The sequence below is a fragment of the Acinetobacter tandoii genome, assembly GCF_008867985.1.
Lineage (GTDB): Bacteria > Pseudomonadota > Gammaproteobacteria > Pseudomonadales > Moraxellaceae > Acinetobacter > Acinetobacter tandoii.
This window is the reverse complement of sequence record NZ_VXLD01000004.1, coordinates 93,939-110,209: the sequence shown is the minus strand read 5'-3', so window position 1 is coordinate 110,209 and position 16,271 is coordinate 93,939. Positions and strand designations below refer to the sequence as shown.

At 41.0% G+C, this 16,271-nt stretch carries 15 protein-coding genes; 2 read left to right on the top strand and 13 right to left on the bottom strand.

Features of this window, described 5'->3' with window-relative positions; genetic code table 11:
* Positions 1 to 2: 2 nt before the first annotated feature.
* Positions 3 to 377, bottom strand: a complete 375-nt coding sequence (locus F4W09_RS08045; RefSeq protein WP_044740071.1) for a hypothetical protein — start codon at positions 375 to 377, stop codon at positions 3 to 5.
* A gap of 92 nt (positions 378 to 469) precedes the next feature.
* The gene (gene lgt, locus F4W09_RS08040; protein ID WP_016168246.1) at positions 470 to 1,282 is read right to left on the bottom strand and encodes a prolipoprotein diacylglyceryl transferase; all 813 of its coding nucleotides are present in this window, start codon (positions 1,280 to 1,282) and stop codon (positions 470 to 472) included.
* A 93-nt stretch (positions 1,283 to 1,375) separates the two neighbouring features.
* Here lgt and F4W09_RS08035 point away from each other — a divergent pair, with 93 nt between their 5' ends.
* Positions 1,376 to 2,170, top strand: coding sequence for an NRDE family protein (locus F4W09_RS08035; RefSeq protein WP_151504528.1), 795 nt, complete (start codon positions 1,376 to 1,378; stop codon positions 2,168 to 2,170).
* Positions 2,171 to 2,211: 41 nt separating this feature from the next.
* Here F4W09_RS08035 and F4W09_RS08030 read toward each other — a convergent pair whose 3' ends face one another.
* From F4W09_RS08030 to tatA, 4 genes are all read right to left on the bottom strand, one after another.
* On the bottom strand, positions 2,212 to 4,386 hold the full coding sequence (locus F4W09_RS08030) for a PhoX family protein (RefSeq protein WP_151504527.1): 2,175 nt from the start codon (positions 4,384 to 4,386) through the stop codon (positions 2,212 to 2,214).
* A gap of 157 nt (positions 4,387 to 4,543) precedes the next feature.
* Entirely contained in the window at positions 4,544 to 5,326 is a 783-nt protein-coding gene (gene tatC / locus F4W09_RS08025) for a twin-arginine translocase subunit TatC (protein ID WP_044740068.1), read from the bottom strand.
* Positions 5,323 to 5,787, bottom strand: coding sequence for a Sec-independent protein translocase protein TatB (tatB, locus tag F4W09_RS08020; RefSeq protein WP_044740067.1), 465 nt, complete (start codon positions 5,785 to 5,787; stop codon positions 5,323 to 5,325). The genes tatC and tatB overlap by 4 nt, the downstream gene beginning before the upstream one ends.
* An 18-nt stretch (positions 5,788 to 5,805) precedes the next feature.
* Positions 5,806 to 6,024, bottom strand: a complete 219-nt coding sequence (gene tatA, locus F4W09_RS08015; RefSeq protein ID WP_016168241.1) for a Sec-independent protein translocase subunit TatA — start codon at positions 6,022 to 6,024, stop codon at positions 5,806 to 5,808.
* Positions 6,025 to 6,175: 151 nt separating this feature from the next.
* Between tatA and F4W09_RS08010 the strand changes: the two genes are divergently transcribed.
* Entirely contained in the window at positions 6,176 to 7,054 is an 879-nt protein-coding gene (locus F4W09_RS08010) for an AEC family transporter (RefSeq protein WP_044740066.1), read from the top strand.
* Between the two features lie 44 nt (positions 7,055 to 7,098).
* Here F4W09_RS08010 and rdgB read toward each other — a convergent pair whose 3' ends face one another.
* From rdgB to F4W09_RS07970, 7 genes are all read right to left on the bottom strand, one after another.
* Positions 7,099 to 7,725 carry an RdgB/HAM1 family non-canonical purine NTP pyrophosphatase gene (gene rdgB, locus F4W09_RS08005; RefSeq protein WP_151504526.1) on the bottom strand — a complete coding sequence of 209 codons (627 nt, stop codon included), beginning with the start codon at positions 7,723 to 7,725 and terminating at the stop codon, positions 7,099 to 7,101.
* 737 nt (positions 7,726 to 8,462) lie between these two features.
* Positions 8,463 to 9,050 carry a tetratricopeptide repeat protein gene (locus F4W09_RS07995; RefSeq protein WP_131263958.1) on the bottom strand — a complete coding sequence of 196 codons (588 nt, stop codon included), beginning with the start codon at positions 9,048 to 9,050 and terminating at the stop codon, positions 8,463 to 8,465.
* The gene (gene metW / locus F4W09_RS07990) at positions 9,047 to 9,640 is read right to left on the bottom strand and encodes a methionine biosynthesis protein MetW (RefSeq protein ID WP_016168236.1); all 594 of its coding nucleotides are present in this window, start codon (positions 9,638 to 9,640) and stop codon (positions 9,047 to 9,049) included. Before metW ends, F4W09_RS07995 begins: the two co-directional genes overlap by 4 nt.
* Positions 9,640 to 10,800, bottom strand: coding sequence for a homoserine O-succinyltransferase MetX (metX, locus tag F4W09_RS07985; protein WP_151504524.1), 1,161 nt, complete (start codon positions 10,798 to 10,800; stop codon positions 9,640 to 9,642). The genes metW and metX overlap by 1 nt, the downstream gene beginning before the upstream one ends.
* Positions 10,801 to 10,901: 101 nt before the next feature.
* Positions 10,902 to 12,599, bottom strand: a complete 1,698-nt coding sequence (leuA, locus tag F4W09_RS07980) for a 2-isopropylmalate synthase (protein ID WP_151504523.1) — start codon at positions 12,597 to 12,599, stop codon at positions 10,902 to 10,904.
* Positions 12,600 to 13,038: 439 nt separating this feature from the next.
* Positions 13,039 to 13,722, bottom strand: coding sequence for a Fe2+-dependent dioxygenase (locus F4W09_RS07975; RefSeq protein WP_016168233.1), 684 nt, complete (start codon positions 13,720 to 13,722; stop codon positions 13,039 to 13,041).
* A 103-nt stretch (positions 13,723 to 13,825) separates the two neighbouring features.
* Positions 13,826 to 16,126, bottom strand: a complete 2,301-nt coding sequence (locus tag F4W09_RS07970) for a TonB-dependent receptor (RefSeq protein ID WP_151504522.1) — start codon at positions 16,124 to 16,126, stop codon at positions 13,826 to 13,828.
* Between the last annotated feature and the right edge of the window lie 145 nt (positions 16,127 to 16,271).

Sequence of the window (16,271 nt, the reverse complement as noted above, 5' to 3'; positions counted from 1 at the left end):
CGTTAATCCTGTTGATGTTGGTTGAGCAAGGATAGGGGCGAAAATAGACAGATGGATAACACCATAAAGCCTATACCCTGTGCACCAGGAATGAGAATGTCTCCAGTTTTTAAATGCATAAAGATCAGTGCTAAAAGCAATGCCAATGGAATCCATGTGAATAAACGATACAGTAGCCCGGCAGGATTGCTACTAGCAAAATGGGTTTTGCAATAGCGGCAGATCAGAAACACAATTCCTGTTCCCATGAACATTAAAATGGCATCGAGTGTTAAAGGTTGCATCCAATACAGCCCAGCGGTTACCAAGCCAATCAGTACAAACAGTGTCAGTTTTTTGAACACTGCAATTTTAGGATCAAACCAGAATTCGAGCATAAATTTTAAGAGGGGGTAGCAAGAGAATTGAAACTTTAGCACAAGCTAGAGCACGATGCACGGATCGTACTCTAGGGCAAAGACATACAGAATTAATTATTTTTAAGGGGTCCCCAGTCGTAGACTTTCTTCTGATAGGCATACCACATCATCCAGAAGCCAATCAGAATCATTGGGATGGTTAGGAATTGTCCTTTACTCATCCATGCAATAAATAATTGACCATTGTCAGGTTCGCGGAAGAACTCGACCACAAAGCGCGCAATGCCATAACCAATCAGGAACAGTGCAGATACCGCCATACGAGGACGAGGTTTAGAGCTGAACCACCACAGGACAATAAACAGAATCAGTCCTTCACATAGCGCTTGGTAAAGCTGAGAGGGGTGGCGAACTAGTTGTAGCGGGTCAGTCGGAAAAATCATTCCTAAAGCAAAGTTAGGGTCAGAGACAGGGCGACCATAAAGTTCACCGCCAATGAAGTTACCAATACGACCAAACATTAAGCCTGTCGGGACACATGGTGCAATAAAGTCTAAGGTTTGGAACCACGTCATTTGGTACTTTTTACACCAAAGTAACATGGCAATCATCACTCCAAGAAAACCACCGTGGAAACTCATTCCACCCGTCCAGACTTGGAATAACCATAAAGGATTGGCAAGAAATTGTTCAAAGCCATAAAAGAACACATAACCGACACGACCACCAATCACGACCCCAAGCGCGCCATAAAAAATCAGATCGGAGACCATGTCTGAAGTCCAGCCCGTTCTGAGTTTGGCACGATATGTGGCGAGCCCCCATGCAAAAAGGAAAGCCAATAAATACATCAGTCCATACCAATGGACTTGTAAGGGGCCCAATGAGATCGCAATCGGGTCAATATTTGGATAGGTGAGCATTCCTGTTCCTAGTCATTATGTTTTGTAGAGATTTTAGCGGAATACAATGAAAAATGTTGTACATTCAATGTGTAAAGATATAGAGCGAAAGTTATGTGTATTGTGGCACTCGCATGGCATATTTTAGAGCAAACGCCGTTATGCCTAATTTCAAACCGAGATGAGTTCTATCATCGTCCTACACAAGCCTTGTTTCAATGGTCAGATAGTCCCGTCATCGCAGGCAAAGATCTGCAATCGGGTGGGACTTGGATGGGCGTAACTGCAACAGGTCGTTGGGCGGTTGTGACCAATTTTCGAGACGGACGAGATCAGCAAAGCTATCCAACTTCACGTGGGCATTTGGTACAAGAATTTTTAGAATCAGATTTGGCACCAATTCGCTTTGCAAAACAGCTAGAACTGCAACAACGCAAATATGCAGGTTTTAATTTGTTTTTGGGAGATCGGGAGCAAGCGATTTATATGAGTAATCGTGGTGAAGCACCGCAAGTGCTCGCCAAAGGCGTCTATGTGGTGTCGAATGGCTTGATGACAGAGCATTGGGAAAAAACTCGGCATTTGCGTAAGCGCTTTACCCAAGAATTATTGCCGATGTTGCAGCGTAGAGAAAGTTCAGAAGCGGAACTGCAATATGCGGTATGGGATATTCTCGAAGATGAGCGCAAAATTATTCCTGAACTTTTACCAGATACGGGCATTAGCCCTGAGATGGAGGCACTCTTGTCTTCCACCTTTATTCAGAGTCCTGCCTATGGTACGCGTTGCTCTAATTTCTTAAGAATGAGTAGTGACAGTTGGAACTGGTTGGAAAAGTCACAACAGGGTGAGTTGCAAGGGCAGATTGTGCAAGTACAAATGCCTTTATATGTAAGCAATCAAACATAAAAAATGCCGACATTAAGTCGGCATTTTTTTATTATTCTGGATTATGCACCTGCGATGACGCCACCGTCTTTACGGGTAATGACAACCGTTGCAGAACGTGGACGCGCTGTGCTGTTCTTTGGATCCGTCTGTGTGGCTGGCCAATGGCTAGTTGCTGCATCATAGCTAGCTGAATCTTCACCAGGGTGCTGTACATTAATGAAGATGGCTTTGTAATCAGGTGTCATGGCAATCCCTGTAATTTCGCACTCTTTAGGTCCGACTAAGAAACGACGTAAGGTTTTATCCGTGACTTGAGCACCCGCAATGGTCGCTTGACCATTGATAGCTGTGGTTGCTGCACCATCTCCAATTTGTCCAGGTAATGCTGCTAACATCATGCAGTTCGTTACGTCTGTATAGGCACCATCATCGGTTTGAATCCACAGTACACCACGTGGGTCAAACCACATACCATCAGGTGAAGACAAATCATTATTATCTGTCAAGCCTGACAAGTTAATATTGGCTGCCATAGCGGCTTCAGAACCAAATAGGTAGATGTCCCACGTAAAGGCTGTTGCTGTGGTTTTATTATCGGTTTCTTTAAAACGGATAATGTGACCATTGACGTTCCCTTTACCACCTTCTGGATCAGCGTAGTTACGTGGGTTGGCAGCGTCTGTTGGGTAGTCAAGTCCACGCTTCGAGTTATTGGTCAGCGTAACATAAACTTCACCATTGACAGGGTTCACTGTTGCCCACTCAGGACGGTCCATTTTGGTTGCACCCACAGCATCGGCTGCAAGTCGCGCAAAAGTCACGACATCGGCTTGTGAGCTAAATGGATACACGCTATTGGATGCATCTAAACCATTCTTACCATAGCTGAGTTCTAACCATTGCCCCGAGCCATCGCTATTGAATTTAGCGACATATAAGGTCCCGTTATTCATGTATTTGTCACCAGCGGTATAACCACCGTTAACATCCTTGCTATCCCAGTTGGCAGCGGAAACAAACTTATAGATGTATTCACCACGTGAGTCATCGCCCATATAGAAGGCTAAAGGTTCACCTTGTACAGCACGACAAGCACTATCTTCATGGGCAAAACGACCTAAAGATGTACGTTTTACAGGGTTTTGACCACGGTCAAAAGGATCAATTTCGACCATCCAACCAAAAGTGTTCGGTCCATTACGATAGTCTGCTGTCGCCTGATCAGCCACAACACTGGCATTCCAACGGTCATATAAGTCTTGCGATTCAAGTTGTCCGAGCGCAGTTTCCCAACCATAACGGGAGCTTGAACCTGCTTTTAGACCATAACGTTTCAGTGCGACAATTTCGGCTGCACTACGGTTGGCATCATCCGTTGCACTACGCGCAAAATAACCAATGAAGTTTTCTTCCGTGGTGAGGTAAGTACCCCAAGGAGTATAGCCATTACCACAGTTGTTGTGCGTACCACGAGTTTGCTTGCCCGCAGGAGAGAACTTGGTTTTGACCAAATCTGAACTTGCTGCAGCACCCGCAAAATCCATCACCGTTGATGCTGTAATACGACGGTTAAAAAGCGAATTTTTCACAATCTCTACTTTTTGCGTAGCGTTGTCTTTTTTAATATGTACAACCGATACGCCATGCGCATTGGTTTCACGAATGACCTCTTCTTCTGGGCGACGACCATTGACTTTAGTGGCGCCTGTAGGATGTAGGAAAGTTTGGTTGATATATTCGTGGTTCATCACCAGCAAACCTTCCGTCGACACCGTGTCATCAAATTTGCTGCTACTGTTTAAACCAAAATAGTGCATACCATCATGACAATCTCCAGAACGGAACTGGAAGCTTGGGCCTGAAGGAATATTGTTATCATCCCAATCGGCATAGCTTGGATTGATCGAGTCACCTAGTGCATACAGTACAGTGGCTTGATAGCCTTCTGGTACAGTCACAATATCATCTAAGTTTTTATTCACTACAGAGAAGGTGAGTTCTGTTGGTTTTTTATTAGAATCTACAGGTTTGCTTGGCGGTGTTGCATTATCGTTATCATCATCACTACACGCAGTTAATGATGATGCTAATGCAAGTGCTACAGCACCACTTGCAGTTTTACCAATAAGACTGCGGCGTGTCATACGCTGTTCTAAAATGTCACTGAAGTGAACATTATCAGAGGTATTGTTATCTAGTTCCTGATCTTCATGATATGGCGTCAGCTCGGTCATGTTTTTTCCTAATTCGTCAATAAGTTATAAAGTCGTCATTAACTTAGGAAATTAATGTGACAAGACTTTTACCAAATAGTGAAAATCTGGTGAAAAAATGAAGTCATTTTGATGAAAAAAAAGCAGACCGAGGTCTGCTGAGTTAAACCGATTGTTTTTATGCAATACTTCGTTTCTTTTCAATCAGTTTGCCAAAAAACAAACCCAGTTCGAACAGGATCCACATGGGAACTGCCAGCATAATCATGGATAAAGCATCGGGTGGAGTGATGAACATGGAAATAAAAAAGCATCCGACCACAATAAAACGCCGTTTTTCCACCAACTGCTGTGTCGATACCAAGCCAATCAAAATCAGCAATAAAGTAATTACTGGAATTTCAAAGGTTAGACCAAAGACCAGAAACAGTTTTAAGCAAAAGGTGAGATAGCTGTTGATGTCGGTCATGGGTGCAACCGTTTCAGGCGTTACACTCATAAAGAAATGCAAGATTGAGGGCAAAGCCACATAGTAGGCAAAGGCAATTCCTGCATAGAATAAACCAATGCTACCGACCAGTAAGGGCAGTGCGAGCGTTTTTTCTTTTTCATACAGTGCAGGTTTAATAAAGGCCCAGATTTGATAAAAAATAAATGGCATGGCCAACATCAGCGCCACAAAAAAGTTCAGCTTAAAAGGGGCCATAAAAGTCGCAGTGACATCTGTCGCAATCATAGATGATGAAATAGGCAACTGCGCACGCAATGGCTCGGACATGAGTTGATAGGTATGATTGGCAAACGGCAGTAGGCAAAAAAATAGCACAAGCAATAAACCAACAACTTTGAACAAATGCTGTCTTAATGCAACTAGATGTTTGGTGATTGGCATTTCTTCTAGTGGTGCTTGTTCTTGCTGTAATGAACTTGGCAAGTGACTGGATTCTATAGGTATATTCATACCGCCACCTTTAATTCGGGTAATTGTTCAAGACAATCCACTACAGCAGCCCCCATTTTATTCGTACAAGGCATTACTGAAGGTAATGGATGTCGATATAGCATTGAATATTTTTGCTGTGTGAGTGGAATATAAGTCAAAAATAAATTTTTATTTTCAGTAACGCTGTTTTGCTGTTGTTGTTCGATCGCGCTATGACTTTGTTGTTGTAATTCTTGCATCTGAGCCTGCATTTTAAGCTCAAGTTCTTGAATCCGTTTCATCTCATTTTGCATTTGTTCACGTAACTCAGACATGCGTAATTCGCGATCTATGTCATTTTGAACATTGCTGATCATACGTTTGAACTTGCCGTACCATTTACCTGCAAAACGTGCCGCTTCAGGCAGTTTATCTGGTCCTAGCACCAATAATGCAATGATGCCGAAGGTCAACAGTTCAGTCATTCCAATATTGAGCATTGGGTAAATACCTGTGGCTTATGATCGTGTTGACGTTTTAACTTCCGCGGTACTTTGGTGTTCTAAAGTACGTGGTTCATTGAGTGATGAGGTTGTCTCATCTTCTTTAACCGACTTTTTAAAGTCTTTAATGGCACCGCCGACATCTTTACCTAAGTTTTTTAGTTTAGACGTACCAAATAATAAGATCACGACAATTGCAAAAATTAGCACATGCCAAATCGATAAACCTGCCATCTTGTTTTCCTCTTTTCTATTTATGCCATATCTCAACAGTTCAACATGACAGCGGTGTGACGATAGGATTGCAATTTCAAGACAGTCGATTTTCTGGAAAAAAAACCGATGAGTGTTATGATGATTAGGTGAAATTTCAAGGAATATCGATGTGGCTTTGTTGTTGCCGCTATTGGCATTTTTAACAGGTTTACTTCTTGCCACAACGCCAGTTGCTACGCAATTAAAAACAATACTATCTAGTTTATTGGCCCGGTGTTTTATTCCTATTGTGATTATTTACAACATGGTGTTTTATCAGGTAGGTAGCCTTAGCTTGATGCTATTTAGCTTTTGCGTCGCTGTTCTATTGTTTTATTTTTTCCTCTATTTTTCAAAGAATAAGTTGAATGCCTTATGTTTTAGTTATGTCAACATGGCATGGTTGGGCTTTCCTTTTGCGATTGCACTATTCGGCACAGAAATCAGCCCTGCTATGGTGGCGTTGTATGTCGGTGGTTCTATTTTTGGTAACCTTTGGGCAGTCACTGCTGTGAGTAATAGGCCTCAGCCACTCAGTATGATTCTGAAAAAAGTCATGTATTCCCCCCCAATCGTTGCTTTAAGTTTGGCTGCATTGTTTTGGTTGTTGGGTATACAGCACTGGCTACAACAGCATGGTATTGATTGGATATATGCTGCTACAAAGTTGGGCATGACCTTTTCAGGTATGTGTGTGTTGGGTATGTGGCTCAGGCACACCAAAGTTCATAAAGCAGATTTATGGCAAAGTACGCAAACCGCAGGCTTGAAATTACTTTGTGGTTTAGTGTTCTGTGGGTTAGCGTATCGCTTTTTGCCTATACCACATATTGAACAATCGATTGGAGTCATGTTCTTATTATTTTGTTTGCCACCTGCGGCAAATATAGTGGCTTTAGAAACGCATTATCAGGGGACAGGAACTTCGGCAAAATATATCGCTTCGGGGACAATTGTCAGTTGTGTTGTGGTCAGTTTGTATGGCGTATTATTGCATTTGTTTATGTAAAAAGGCTCTTGCTCTCTCCCTAAAGAGAGAGCAGAAGGTCTCAATTACTTTTCTAAACTGTGTTTAAAAAGTTGCATGGCTTGACCACGATGACTGATTTTATTTTTTTCTTCTTTACTCATTTCAGCACTAGAAATGCCCAGCTCAGGTAACCAGAATAGTGGGTCATAACCAAAGCCATTCTCACCACGTGCTGCTTCTAATACTTCACCTTTCCAAATGCCTTGGAAAATTTGTGGGAGTGGATCTTCGGCATGTTGTACCAAAGCTAATACGCATACAAACATGCCTTCAATGGTTTCACCATCTTTACGCAATGGTTTTAATTTCTCTAACAGCTTTTGGTTGTTGGCGGCATCATCGCCATGTTCACCTGCAAAACGTGCAGAATAAATGCCTGGTGCACCACCTAAAACTGGGACACAAATACCCGAATCATCTGCAATCGCTGGTTTGCCTGAAATACGGCTGGCATGACGGGCTTTAATGATGGCATTTTCAATAAAACTGAGTCCGTCTTCCACAGCATCTTCAATATTGAGTTGACCTTGCGGTACAACGTTGACTGGAAGTTGGAGTTCGGCAAAAAGTTTCTCAAATTCAGCAATTTTACCTTTGTTATTACTGGCAAGTACTAATGTGCCTTGAGTGAGCCATGATTGAGTAGACATGAGTTAAACCGATCTAAATTTTCTGTATTTTAACCCATTTTAAAAATTATATAGCTGAATTACGAATATGATTGAATAGAGCATTTTTTTCGATTAAAAATGATTCGGGCTGTATAATTTTCTGTCTCGATTAAAGATGTTTGTTGTGGGAGCTTACTTTTGCAATCAAAAGTTACACCTCCAAAAATTGAAGGGAGATTGAAGCTAATATAAGAGATGGGATAAAAATGCTCTTGGGAATAAAGAGGGAGCTGAAAATGAAATTTATTATTTGACTTTATTGGTATATCACTGATTTCGGTGTCTGTATTCTTTCTGAATGTTGGTAGCATCAAGATTGTTTCACGTTGTAGATGGGTTGTGATAAACGGGAAAAAGTAATCAGACTCATACGTCCCATAAGCTGCTGAATTTATTTTTTCTAACTCTTTCATGAAATCGTTTGGTGTATAGCCATTTTTATAAGAAGTAATTTGAATCGTAAAAGTTAGTATTTGAGAATGGTCAAAAAAGAATGGTTTTAACATCTGAAATATAATCAGACTGCTTATTATAAGGAAAGTACTTATGTAAATTGATAGCTTAAATGTATTATTACTCAACATTCATTTGATCTTCTTTATATTTATTAACGTAGCTTCAAAATCAGCTGTATGGCTTTTACATGATATAGATTTGAATTATGGTAATAAAAAACCGACTCTTATAAGTCGGTTATTCGCGATTTAACATTAAATTTACTGCGCTTGAATCCATTTGTCTGCACGGTCACGTGCCAAACGAATCTGGTCTTGGGTCAGGTTCGCTGCCAAAGCCGTCTTTTTACCTTCTGACATGGTAATGACTTTATTGTCGAGCATGCCATCACGCGTTGAAAGTTCATACCATTGGTAAGCGCCAATATAGTTTTTCTTTTGCTCTTCCATCATGGCAAGATTGAAGCTGGCACGGTTGTCACCATGGCTGGCTGCCTTTTCAAAGTATTGGCGAGCCAAAGTTTCACTTTTGGCAACCCCAACGCCATCGGCATACATACGACCTACATTTAACTGTGCAGGGGATAAGCCCTGATCAGCAGCAGCTTTAAACCAAGCAAAAGCTTGACGGTCATCTTGCTTGACGTCTTTACCCGTTTGGTATTTGGTGCCTAAGTAAAACTGTGCGGCAGGTTGTCCCGCTTTTGCAGCTTTAATTAAGTTATCAATATCCATGGTTGAATATTGGGCAGCTTGACTAGAAATGGAAGTAGATGGCGAAACATACTCAGCATGAGACTGAATGCTAAAAAGTCCAAAAACTAGTGTGCTTAATAATAATTTTTTCATAGCGCGCTCACTCGATAAATTGCGACTTCACCAAACAGATTTGGGATATGTTTACTCAGTAAACTACCTTGCTGATCCCCATTCACGGCGAGTCGATTAATTATTCGGATGTTGTTTTCTGCACAAAGTGCTTCAAAATCTCGAAAAGTACATAAGTGGATGTTTGGAGTATTATACCACATATAAGGTAATGCTTCTGAAACTGGCATCATTCCTTTCAAAGCCAAGAAAGAACGGGTCTTCCAATGTGCAAAGTTTGGAAAAGTAATAATCGCCTGTTTCCCCACACGCACCATATCACGTAATAATACGTCAGGCGCATCTACAGCTTGCAAAGCTTGTGCCATCACCACATAGTCAAAAGACTGGTCGGCAAAGCGACTTAAACCTAAATTTAAGTCCTGCTGAATAATATTTAACCCTCGGCTGATCGCAATTGCAATCTTTTCCTGATCAATTTCTAAGCCATATGCACGAATATTGTGCTGTTTACTCATATGAGCCAGCAATTCACCATCACCACAGCCCAAATCGAGGACTTTAGAGTCGGGTTTAATCCATGCTTCAGCGAGTTGATGATCGATACGCATTACACAACCTCCTTAGCGGTAGATTTAAGCTGTTCTTCACCACCTAAAAATGCACGTAATGATTTTACATAAAGCGGAATCGGGAATAAGAATGAATCATGACCTTGTTCAGCATCAATATCCAGATAACTCACAGGCTTGTGATTACTAATCAGTGCATCCACAATTTCTTGTGAGCGTTCAGGAGTAAAGCGCCAGTCCGTGGTAAATGACACCACCAGAAACTTACATTGGGTCTGAGACATCGCTTGAGTCAGTGAATGTTCATATTCACGTGACGGATCGAAATAATCCAGTGCCTTGGTCATAATTAAATAGGTATTGGCATCAAAGTTTCGGCTGAACTGTTCACCTTGATAACGCAAATAACTTTCGACTTGGAACTCAACATCAAAGCCATACATAAATTTGCCTGACTTTAAGTCACGACCAAACTTTTGTTTCATGGCTTCTTCTGACAGATAGGTAATATGGCCGACCATACGTGCCAAAATTAAGCCGCGTTTTGGATAGCTGTCATGTTCTAAGTAGCGACCTTGATGGAAGTCGGGGTCAGACAAAATCGACTGACGTGCCACTTCGTTAAAGGCAATATTCTGTGCAGAGAGTTTTGGTGCGCTGGCGATGATCACACATTTCTGTAAACGCTCAGGATAATCCACCGACCACTGTAAAGCCTGCATGCCTCCCAAAGAACCACCGATCACTGCATACCAAGTTTGAATGCCTAAGCGATCAGACAGCATAGCTTGCGTTTTTACCCAGTCACGCACGGTCACTAAAGGAAAATCTGGCCCATAAGGACGATTGTCATTTTCAGGATTTGGTGAGGTTGGACCTGTCGAGCCGCTACAGCCCCCAATGTTATTTAAGGCAACGACAAAAAACTTAGAGGTATCAATTGCTTTTCCAGGGCCAATACATGCATCCCACCAACCTGCTTTTTTATCATCTTCATGATGATAACCCGCAGCATGATGATGTCCCGATAAAGCATGGCAAATGAGAATGGCATTCGAGTGATCTGCGTTGAGCGTGCCGTAAGTTTCAACCATTATTTCGAAACGTGGTAAAACACGACCACATTCTAGTTCTAACGGCTCTTCGAATTGGAACCTTTGTGGGGTTACGAGACCCACTGAGTCAGCTGGAAAAGACACAGAAATACTTCGCCTTTAATTTTTTAGAACAATAAACAAAAGGATACCACTTGAGGGTATCCTTCTAAAGTCATTTTAATGCTAATCAATATTGTTAATACTTATACCGCAGCAGCAATCACTTGTTCAGTGCTGAGTACACCTTGATCAATCAAACGGTTGGTACACGCAAGGATCGCTTCAATTGACGAGGTGACGGTATTGTCATGAACACCCGCACCAAATGAACCTTTACCCGTACCTTTTACTTGGAGTTCAATTAAGGTTAAGGCTTTGGCATGTGCACCTGAACTAATACTGCGTTCTTCGTAGTTCAATACGTCAATTGGTAATCGAAGCGCATTCAAGAATGCAGAAATCGGTCCATTACCTTCGCCACGTAAATGTTGAATTTCACCATCAAGTTCTATGTCTAATTCAATGACTTGGTTGCCATTTTCATCAGACAAACGGTAATTTTTTGCTGAATAATGCGCATTTTTGGTTTCTACATACGTATCTTTGAACAAGCTCCAGATTTGCTGTGCTGAAACTTCGACACCTTCTTCATCCGCGACTTGTTGAACCACTTGTGAGAATTCGATTTGTAAACGACGCGGTAATACTACGTTGTAGTTTGATTCTAACAAGTAGGCAATCCCGCCTTTACCAGATTGGCTGTTGACACGAATCACCGCATCATAGTCACGACCCAAGTCTTTCGGATCGATTGGTAAGTATGGCATGTCCCAGATTTCTTCATTTTTCTGGTATTCAAAGCCTTTCTTGATCGCATCTTGGTGTGAACCAGAGAATGCCGTGAAGACCAAGTCACCTGCATATGGATGACGTGGGTGTACAGGTAAACCAGTACATTCTTCAACTGTCGCAATCACTTCATTAATGTTCGAGAAGTCTAAGTTTGGTGCTACACCTTGGGTGTACATGTTCAAGGCGATTGCAGCAACGTCCACATTACCTGTACGCTCACCATTACCAAACACACAACCTTCTACACGGTCAGCACCTGCCATAATGGCCAATTCAGAAGCCGCGATACCACAGCCACGGTCATTGTGGCAATGAACTGAGATGATCACGCCATCACGACGTTGGATATTACGATGCATCCATTCGATTTGGTCTGCATAAACATTTGGAGTTGATACTTCAACTGTTGCAGGCAAGTTTAAAATCACTTTATGGTCTGGGCGTGCATCCCAGATTTCAGTCACAGCATCACAGACATCTTTAGCGACTTCTAATTCAGTTGCAGAGAAACATTCTGGGCTGTATTGGAATACCCATTCAGTTTCTGGTTGTTGTGCTGCATATTCTTTAACTTTTGTCGCTGCGTTAATCGCTAATTGTTTTGCCCCTGCAACATCCACATTCAATACTTTTTGGCGGAATGTCGGAGAGTTAGAGTTGTAGATGTGCACAATCGCGCGTTTTGCACCTTGTAAAGATTCAAAAGTACGTTGAATCAAGTGATCACGTGCTTGAACTAACACTTCAATGTAAACGTCATCTGGGATATGACCTTCTTCAATCAATTTACGCGTGAAATCAAAGTCGATTTGAGACGCAGAAGGGAAGCCAATTTCAATATGCTTAAAGCCAATTTTGACCAACATCTGGAACATTTTAAACTTTTGTTCCATGTCCATCGGTTCAAAAATTGCTTGGTTACCGTCACGAAGGTCGGTACTCATCCAAATCGGCGCTTGGGTAATTTCGTTGTTTGGCCATTGACGGTCAGGCAAGTCTACACGCTGGTACATGCGACGGTATTTTTTACTTGGATCAGCCAACATCATGAGGAACTCCTTGTGTAGTGCCCGTTGCTCAGTATTATTAAAATGCAACGCACTACTTATATATGGTATCTATTTCAACAAAATTAAAGGGATATTCAGGGGGTTTTGCTCAAAAAAGCAAAAATTTTTATACGCGCGCGTGGCGCAGCATCAGGAGATTCATTTGAGGTTGAGCGTGAGTCGGAAAAGCAAAAATATCATTCGTTTTCATCATGTAACCATCAAGATCAATAGGGTAATGTTACTTGTGCAAGCATTCGCAGAGTACTTGATTGAGTCTAGGCGAAAATTGCATGCAGTGCAAAAAGTTCATAATTTATTCTAATAGGATTGTAAGGGAAATGTTTTTCTAATTTTGCAGTATTATTTGAATATTAGAAAAAATTTCCCAAGATAGATTTATTTTTTGAAAAATATAATAACAAAGTGCTTTAACTAATTATAATTCTGACCACATTCGTATCAAGTTGTGATAAATGTTGGTCAGTTTCATGACTTCAGGATAAGCATCATCATGATCCTTACGTAATTGACGAATACTTTCATCAAGATTAAAGAGTAGATGGCGTTTCTGGTCATCACGAATCAAACTTTGTACCCAGAAAAATGAAGCAAAACGTGTACCGCGAGTAATGCTACTGACTTCATGCAAACTGGTTGCTGGGTAGAGTACGACATCGCCAGCGGGTAACTTCACTTCATGATAACCATAGGTGTCTTCAATCACCAAATCACCACCATCGTATTCTTCGGGTTCACTTAAAAATAATGTACAAGATAAATCTGTACGCATTTGTTGTGAAGTTCCACGAATCAGGCGAATTGAGTTATCAACATGAAAACCAAAACTTTCATGTTCATCATAACGATTAAACAGTGGGGGAATAATTTGATGTGGCAATGCAGCGGCTTGAAAAACTGGATTTTTCCAAATGGCTTGAATCACCAACTCACTTAAGTGATGGGTGAGGGGATCATTTTCCGAAAGTTGTTGATTTTGTTTGACTGAGGCAGAAAGGGTACCTGCTGTTACTTTCCCACCTACCCAATTTGCTGTTGCCATTAATTGGCGAAATTCAGCGACTTGTTCTTTGGATAAAACATTTGGAATGTGATGAATCACAGCCTATATCCTTCTAAATAAATGGTTATAAAAATAGCCTCTGAGCAGAGGCTATTTTATCTTAATTTAAGTTAATTCCATAATTAATTTATGGGATTGAATCTTAGTATTTAAAGTTAATGGCTAATACGGCATTGCGGCCATTGCCTTCAAATGCGTAGTGAGCTGCGTGTGCGCTCGTGAAATAATGTTTATCAGAAATATTATTCACGTTAAGCTGAACATTCACATTGCGGTTCACATCATATTTTGCCATGGCATTGTAAATGGTATAGGTCGGTAAGTATTTTGGTGCAGTTGTGTTTACATAAACTTGATCACGATATTCAGCACCCGCGCCCAAAGTTAATTTCGGCATAACACGATAAGTTGACCATAAAGTTGCGCTGTTTTTTGCAACGAATGGCAGTGGCTTACCTTCTTGTGCAATTGAATTGTATGCCGCTTTGGTAATTTCACTGTCTAAATAGCTATAACCTGTTGAAACTTCCCATTTGTTGGTGATTTTACCGTTTAAGCTAACTTCGAAACCATCAACACGGCTTTCACCTGCATTAGCAGAAGTAGTTGAATCAATTTGAATGCGAGTATTTTGCTTTTCAGTACGGAAAATTGCAGCAGTTAAGTTTGCACGATTATTAAATAAGTCCCATTTGGTACCAATTTCAAAAGTACGAGCTTCTTCTGGCTTGAGGGCATTGATGATATCCGTTGTACCTAAAGCGTTGTCACTGCTATCGCCTTCTGCAAGAACACCTACAGGGTTTGCAGAGGTTGCAAAACTGGTATAAATGCTACCATTTTCAGTTGGTTTATAAACTAAACCAGCTTGATAAGTGAAAAAGTCTGAATCACTTTCATATTTTGTCCCTTTAGGAATAGAGACTTCAGAAGTATAGGCACCATCTTTGGTTTTATAGACATCTTGATTATATTTTTTCTCGGTTTCAAATTTATCCCAACGGATGCCTAGGTTAAGCAACCATTGTGGGTTAAATTCAATACTGTCTAAAGCATACACAGACATTGTTTGACTACGCGTTGTAGACTGACCTTTAATACTGCCAATTGTATCGGTAAACAAACCATTACTTGGGTTGTTTAAGCCAGTACACCAACCATTCAGTGCAGCAGCGCTTGCATCACATGAATTGATATTAGATGTTAAGATTGTAGACGTAGTTTGACCAGCTGCATTGGTAAATGTGTGCATGCCTTGATCCGTTTCTTGTAGGCTCCATTCGGTTCCGACGTTAAACGAGTGATTTAATGCACCAGTATTGAATTTACCGCGTAATGACAATTGGTCACTATACGCATCGGTCTCTAAAATACGACTTAACGCACGTCGTGCAACAGTACCACGGTAGATGTTTCCTTTAGAGTCATCTGCATTGGTATAGATATAATCAGATTTAGATTTGTTATATGTAGCAATATTCGCTAAGGTCAGATTTTCATTGAAATCGTGTTCAAGCTTAAACGTACCAATTTGGTTTTCACGTTTGTCAAAGTCACGTGCTTTCCAGCCATAGTAAGTTCCAGCTTTGACGCTTACAGGTTTACCATCGCCAGGATTAACAGTTACACCAGGAGGAGGTGTTGTTGGCTTTGCATTATTGAATGGAATACCCGCATCTGGTTCATCATTGCTACGCAAATAGTAATAACCAACAGAGCCACGTGTGTCAGAACCTAGACCAAAGGCGAGGCTAGTTGCGATACCAGCACGTGCAAATTCGGCTCCATCACTTTGTCCAGCTTTTTCATTTTCGTGCCCCATCACAATGACACGTCCAGCCATACCGTTACCGAAGTCTTTGTTGGCATCTAATTGAATGTGTTTATAGTTGTCGGTTCCGCCTTGAACGCTGCCTTGATAAGTATCGCCTTCATGAGCAACTTTAGGAATCAGGTTAATGCTTCCACCAACGCTACCACCACCACCAAGGGCAGATGAAGAACCCTTAATAACTTCAACTTGTTCGATGGCAAACATATCGCGGCTTTGTGAAGTGGTATTACGAACACCATCCACATAAATAGAAGATTGACCGCTATAACCACGGATATAAGGCATATCTGTAAATGGTGTACCACCTTCACCTGCACCTAAAGTGATTCCTGGTTCATAACGCAATGCTTCTAACAGCGTATTAGAGTTGGTATCTTTTAAAAGTTTTTGCGAAAGAACAGAAACGGATTTAGGTGTATCTTTTAGAGGCGCGACAAATTTAGCATTTGCAGATTGATCAACTTTTAAAGACTCTTCTTGAGTTGCTTCCGTGTGAATGGTTGGCAACTGAGCTGTTTCTTCTTGAGCAATAGCCGTAGTCGCAACAACTGATAATGATGAGGCAATTGCTGCCGACACTAATTTTTTCCGCGTTTTAATAAATGACATTTCTGAACTCACAAAGAGTAGTAAAAATTCTTATGCGAATAATAATAATTCTTATTTATTTTACCAATTGTAAATGATTGGAATTGCCGATTAATGACTTTAAAGAAAATGTAAAAAATAATGATATTGTGTAACGATTTGTATA

Coding starts and splice junctions, on each gene's coding strand:
- F4W09_RS08045 (WP_044740071.1), bottom strand. CDS start 377: ATGCTCGAATTCTGGTTTGATCCTAAAATTGCAGTGTTCAAAAAACTG.
- lgt (WP_016168246.1), bottom strand. CDS start 1,282: ATGCTCACCTATCCAAATATTGACCCGATTGCGATCTCATTGGGCCCC.
- F4W09_RS08035 (WP_151504528.1), top strand. CDS start 1,376: ATGTGTATTGTGGCACTCGCATGGCATATTTTAGAGCAAACGCCGTTA.
- F4W09_RS08030 (WP_151504527.1), bottom strand. CDS start 4,386: ATGACCGAGCTGACGCCATATCATGAAGATCAGGAACTAGATAACAAT.
- tatC (WP_044740068.1), bottom strand. CDS start 5,326: ATGAATATACCTATAGAATCCAGTCACTTGCCAAGTTCATTACAGCAA.
- tatB (WP_044740067.1), bottom strand. CDS start 5,787: ATGCTCAATATTGGAATGACTGAACTGTTGACCTTCGGCATCATTGCA.
- tatA (WP_016168241.1), bottom strand. CDS start 6,024: ATGGCAGGTTTATCGATTTGGCATGTGCTAATTTTTGCAATTGTCGTG.
- rdgB (WP_151504526.1), bottom strand. CDS start 7,725: ATGTCTACTCAATCATGGCTCACTCAAGGCACATTAGTACTTGCCAGT.
- F4W09_RS07995 (WP_131263958.1), bottom strand. CDS start 9,050: ATGAAAAAATTATTATTAAGCACACTAGTTTTTGGACTTTTTAGCATT.
- metW (WP_016168236.1), bottom strand. CDS start 9,640: ATGCGTATCGATCATCAACTCGCTGAAGCATGGATTAAACCCGACTCT.
- leuA (WP_151504523.1), bottom strand. CDS start 12,599: ATGATGTTGGCTGATCCAAGTAAAAAATACCGTCGCATGTACCAGCGT.
- F4W09_RS07970 (WP_151504522.1), bottom strand. CDS start 16,126: ATGTCATTTATTAAAACGCGGAAAAAATTAGTGTCGGCAGCAATTGCC.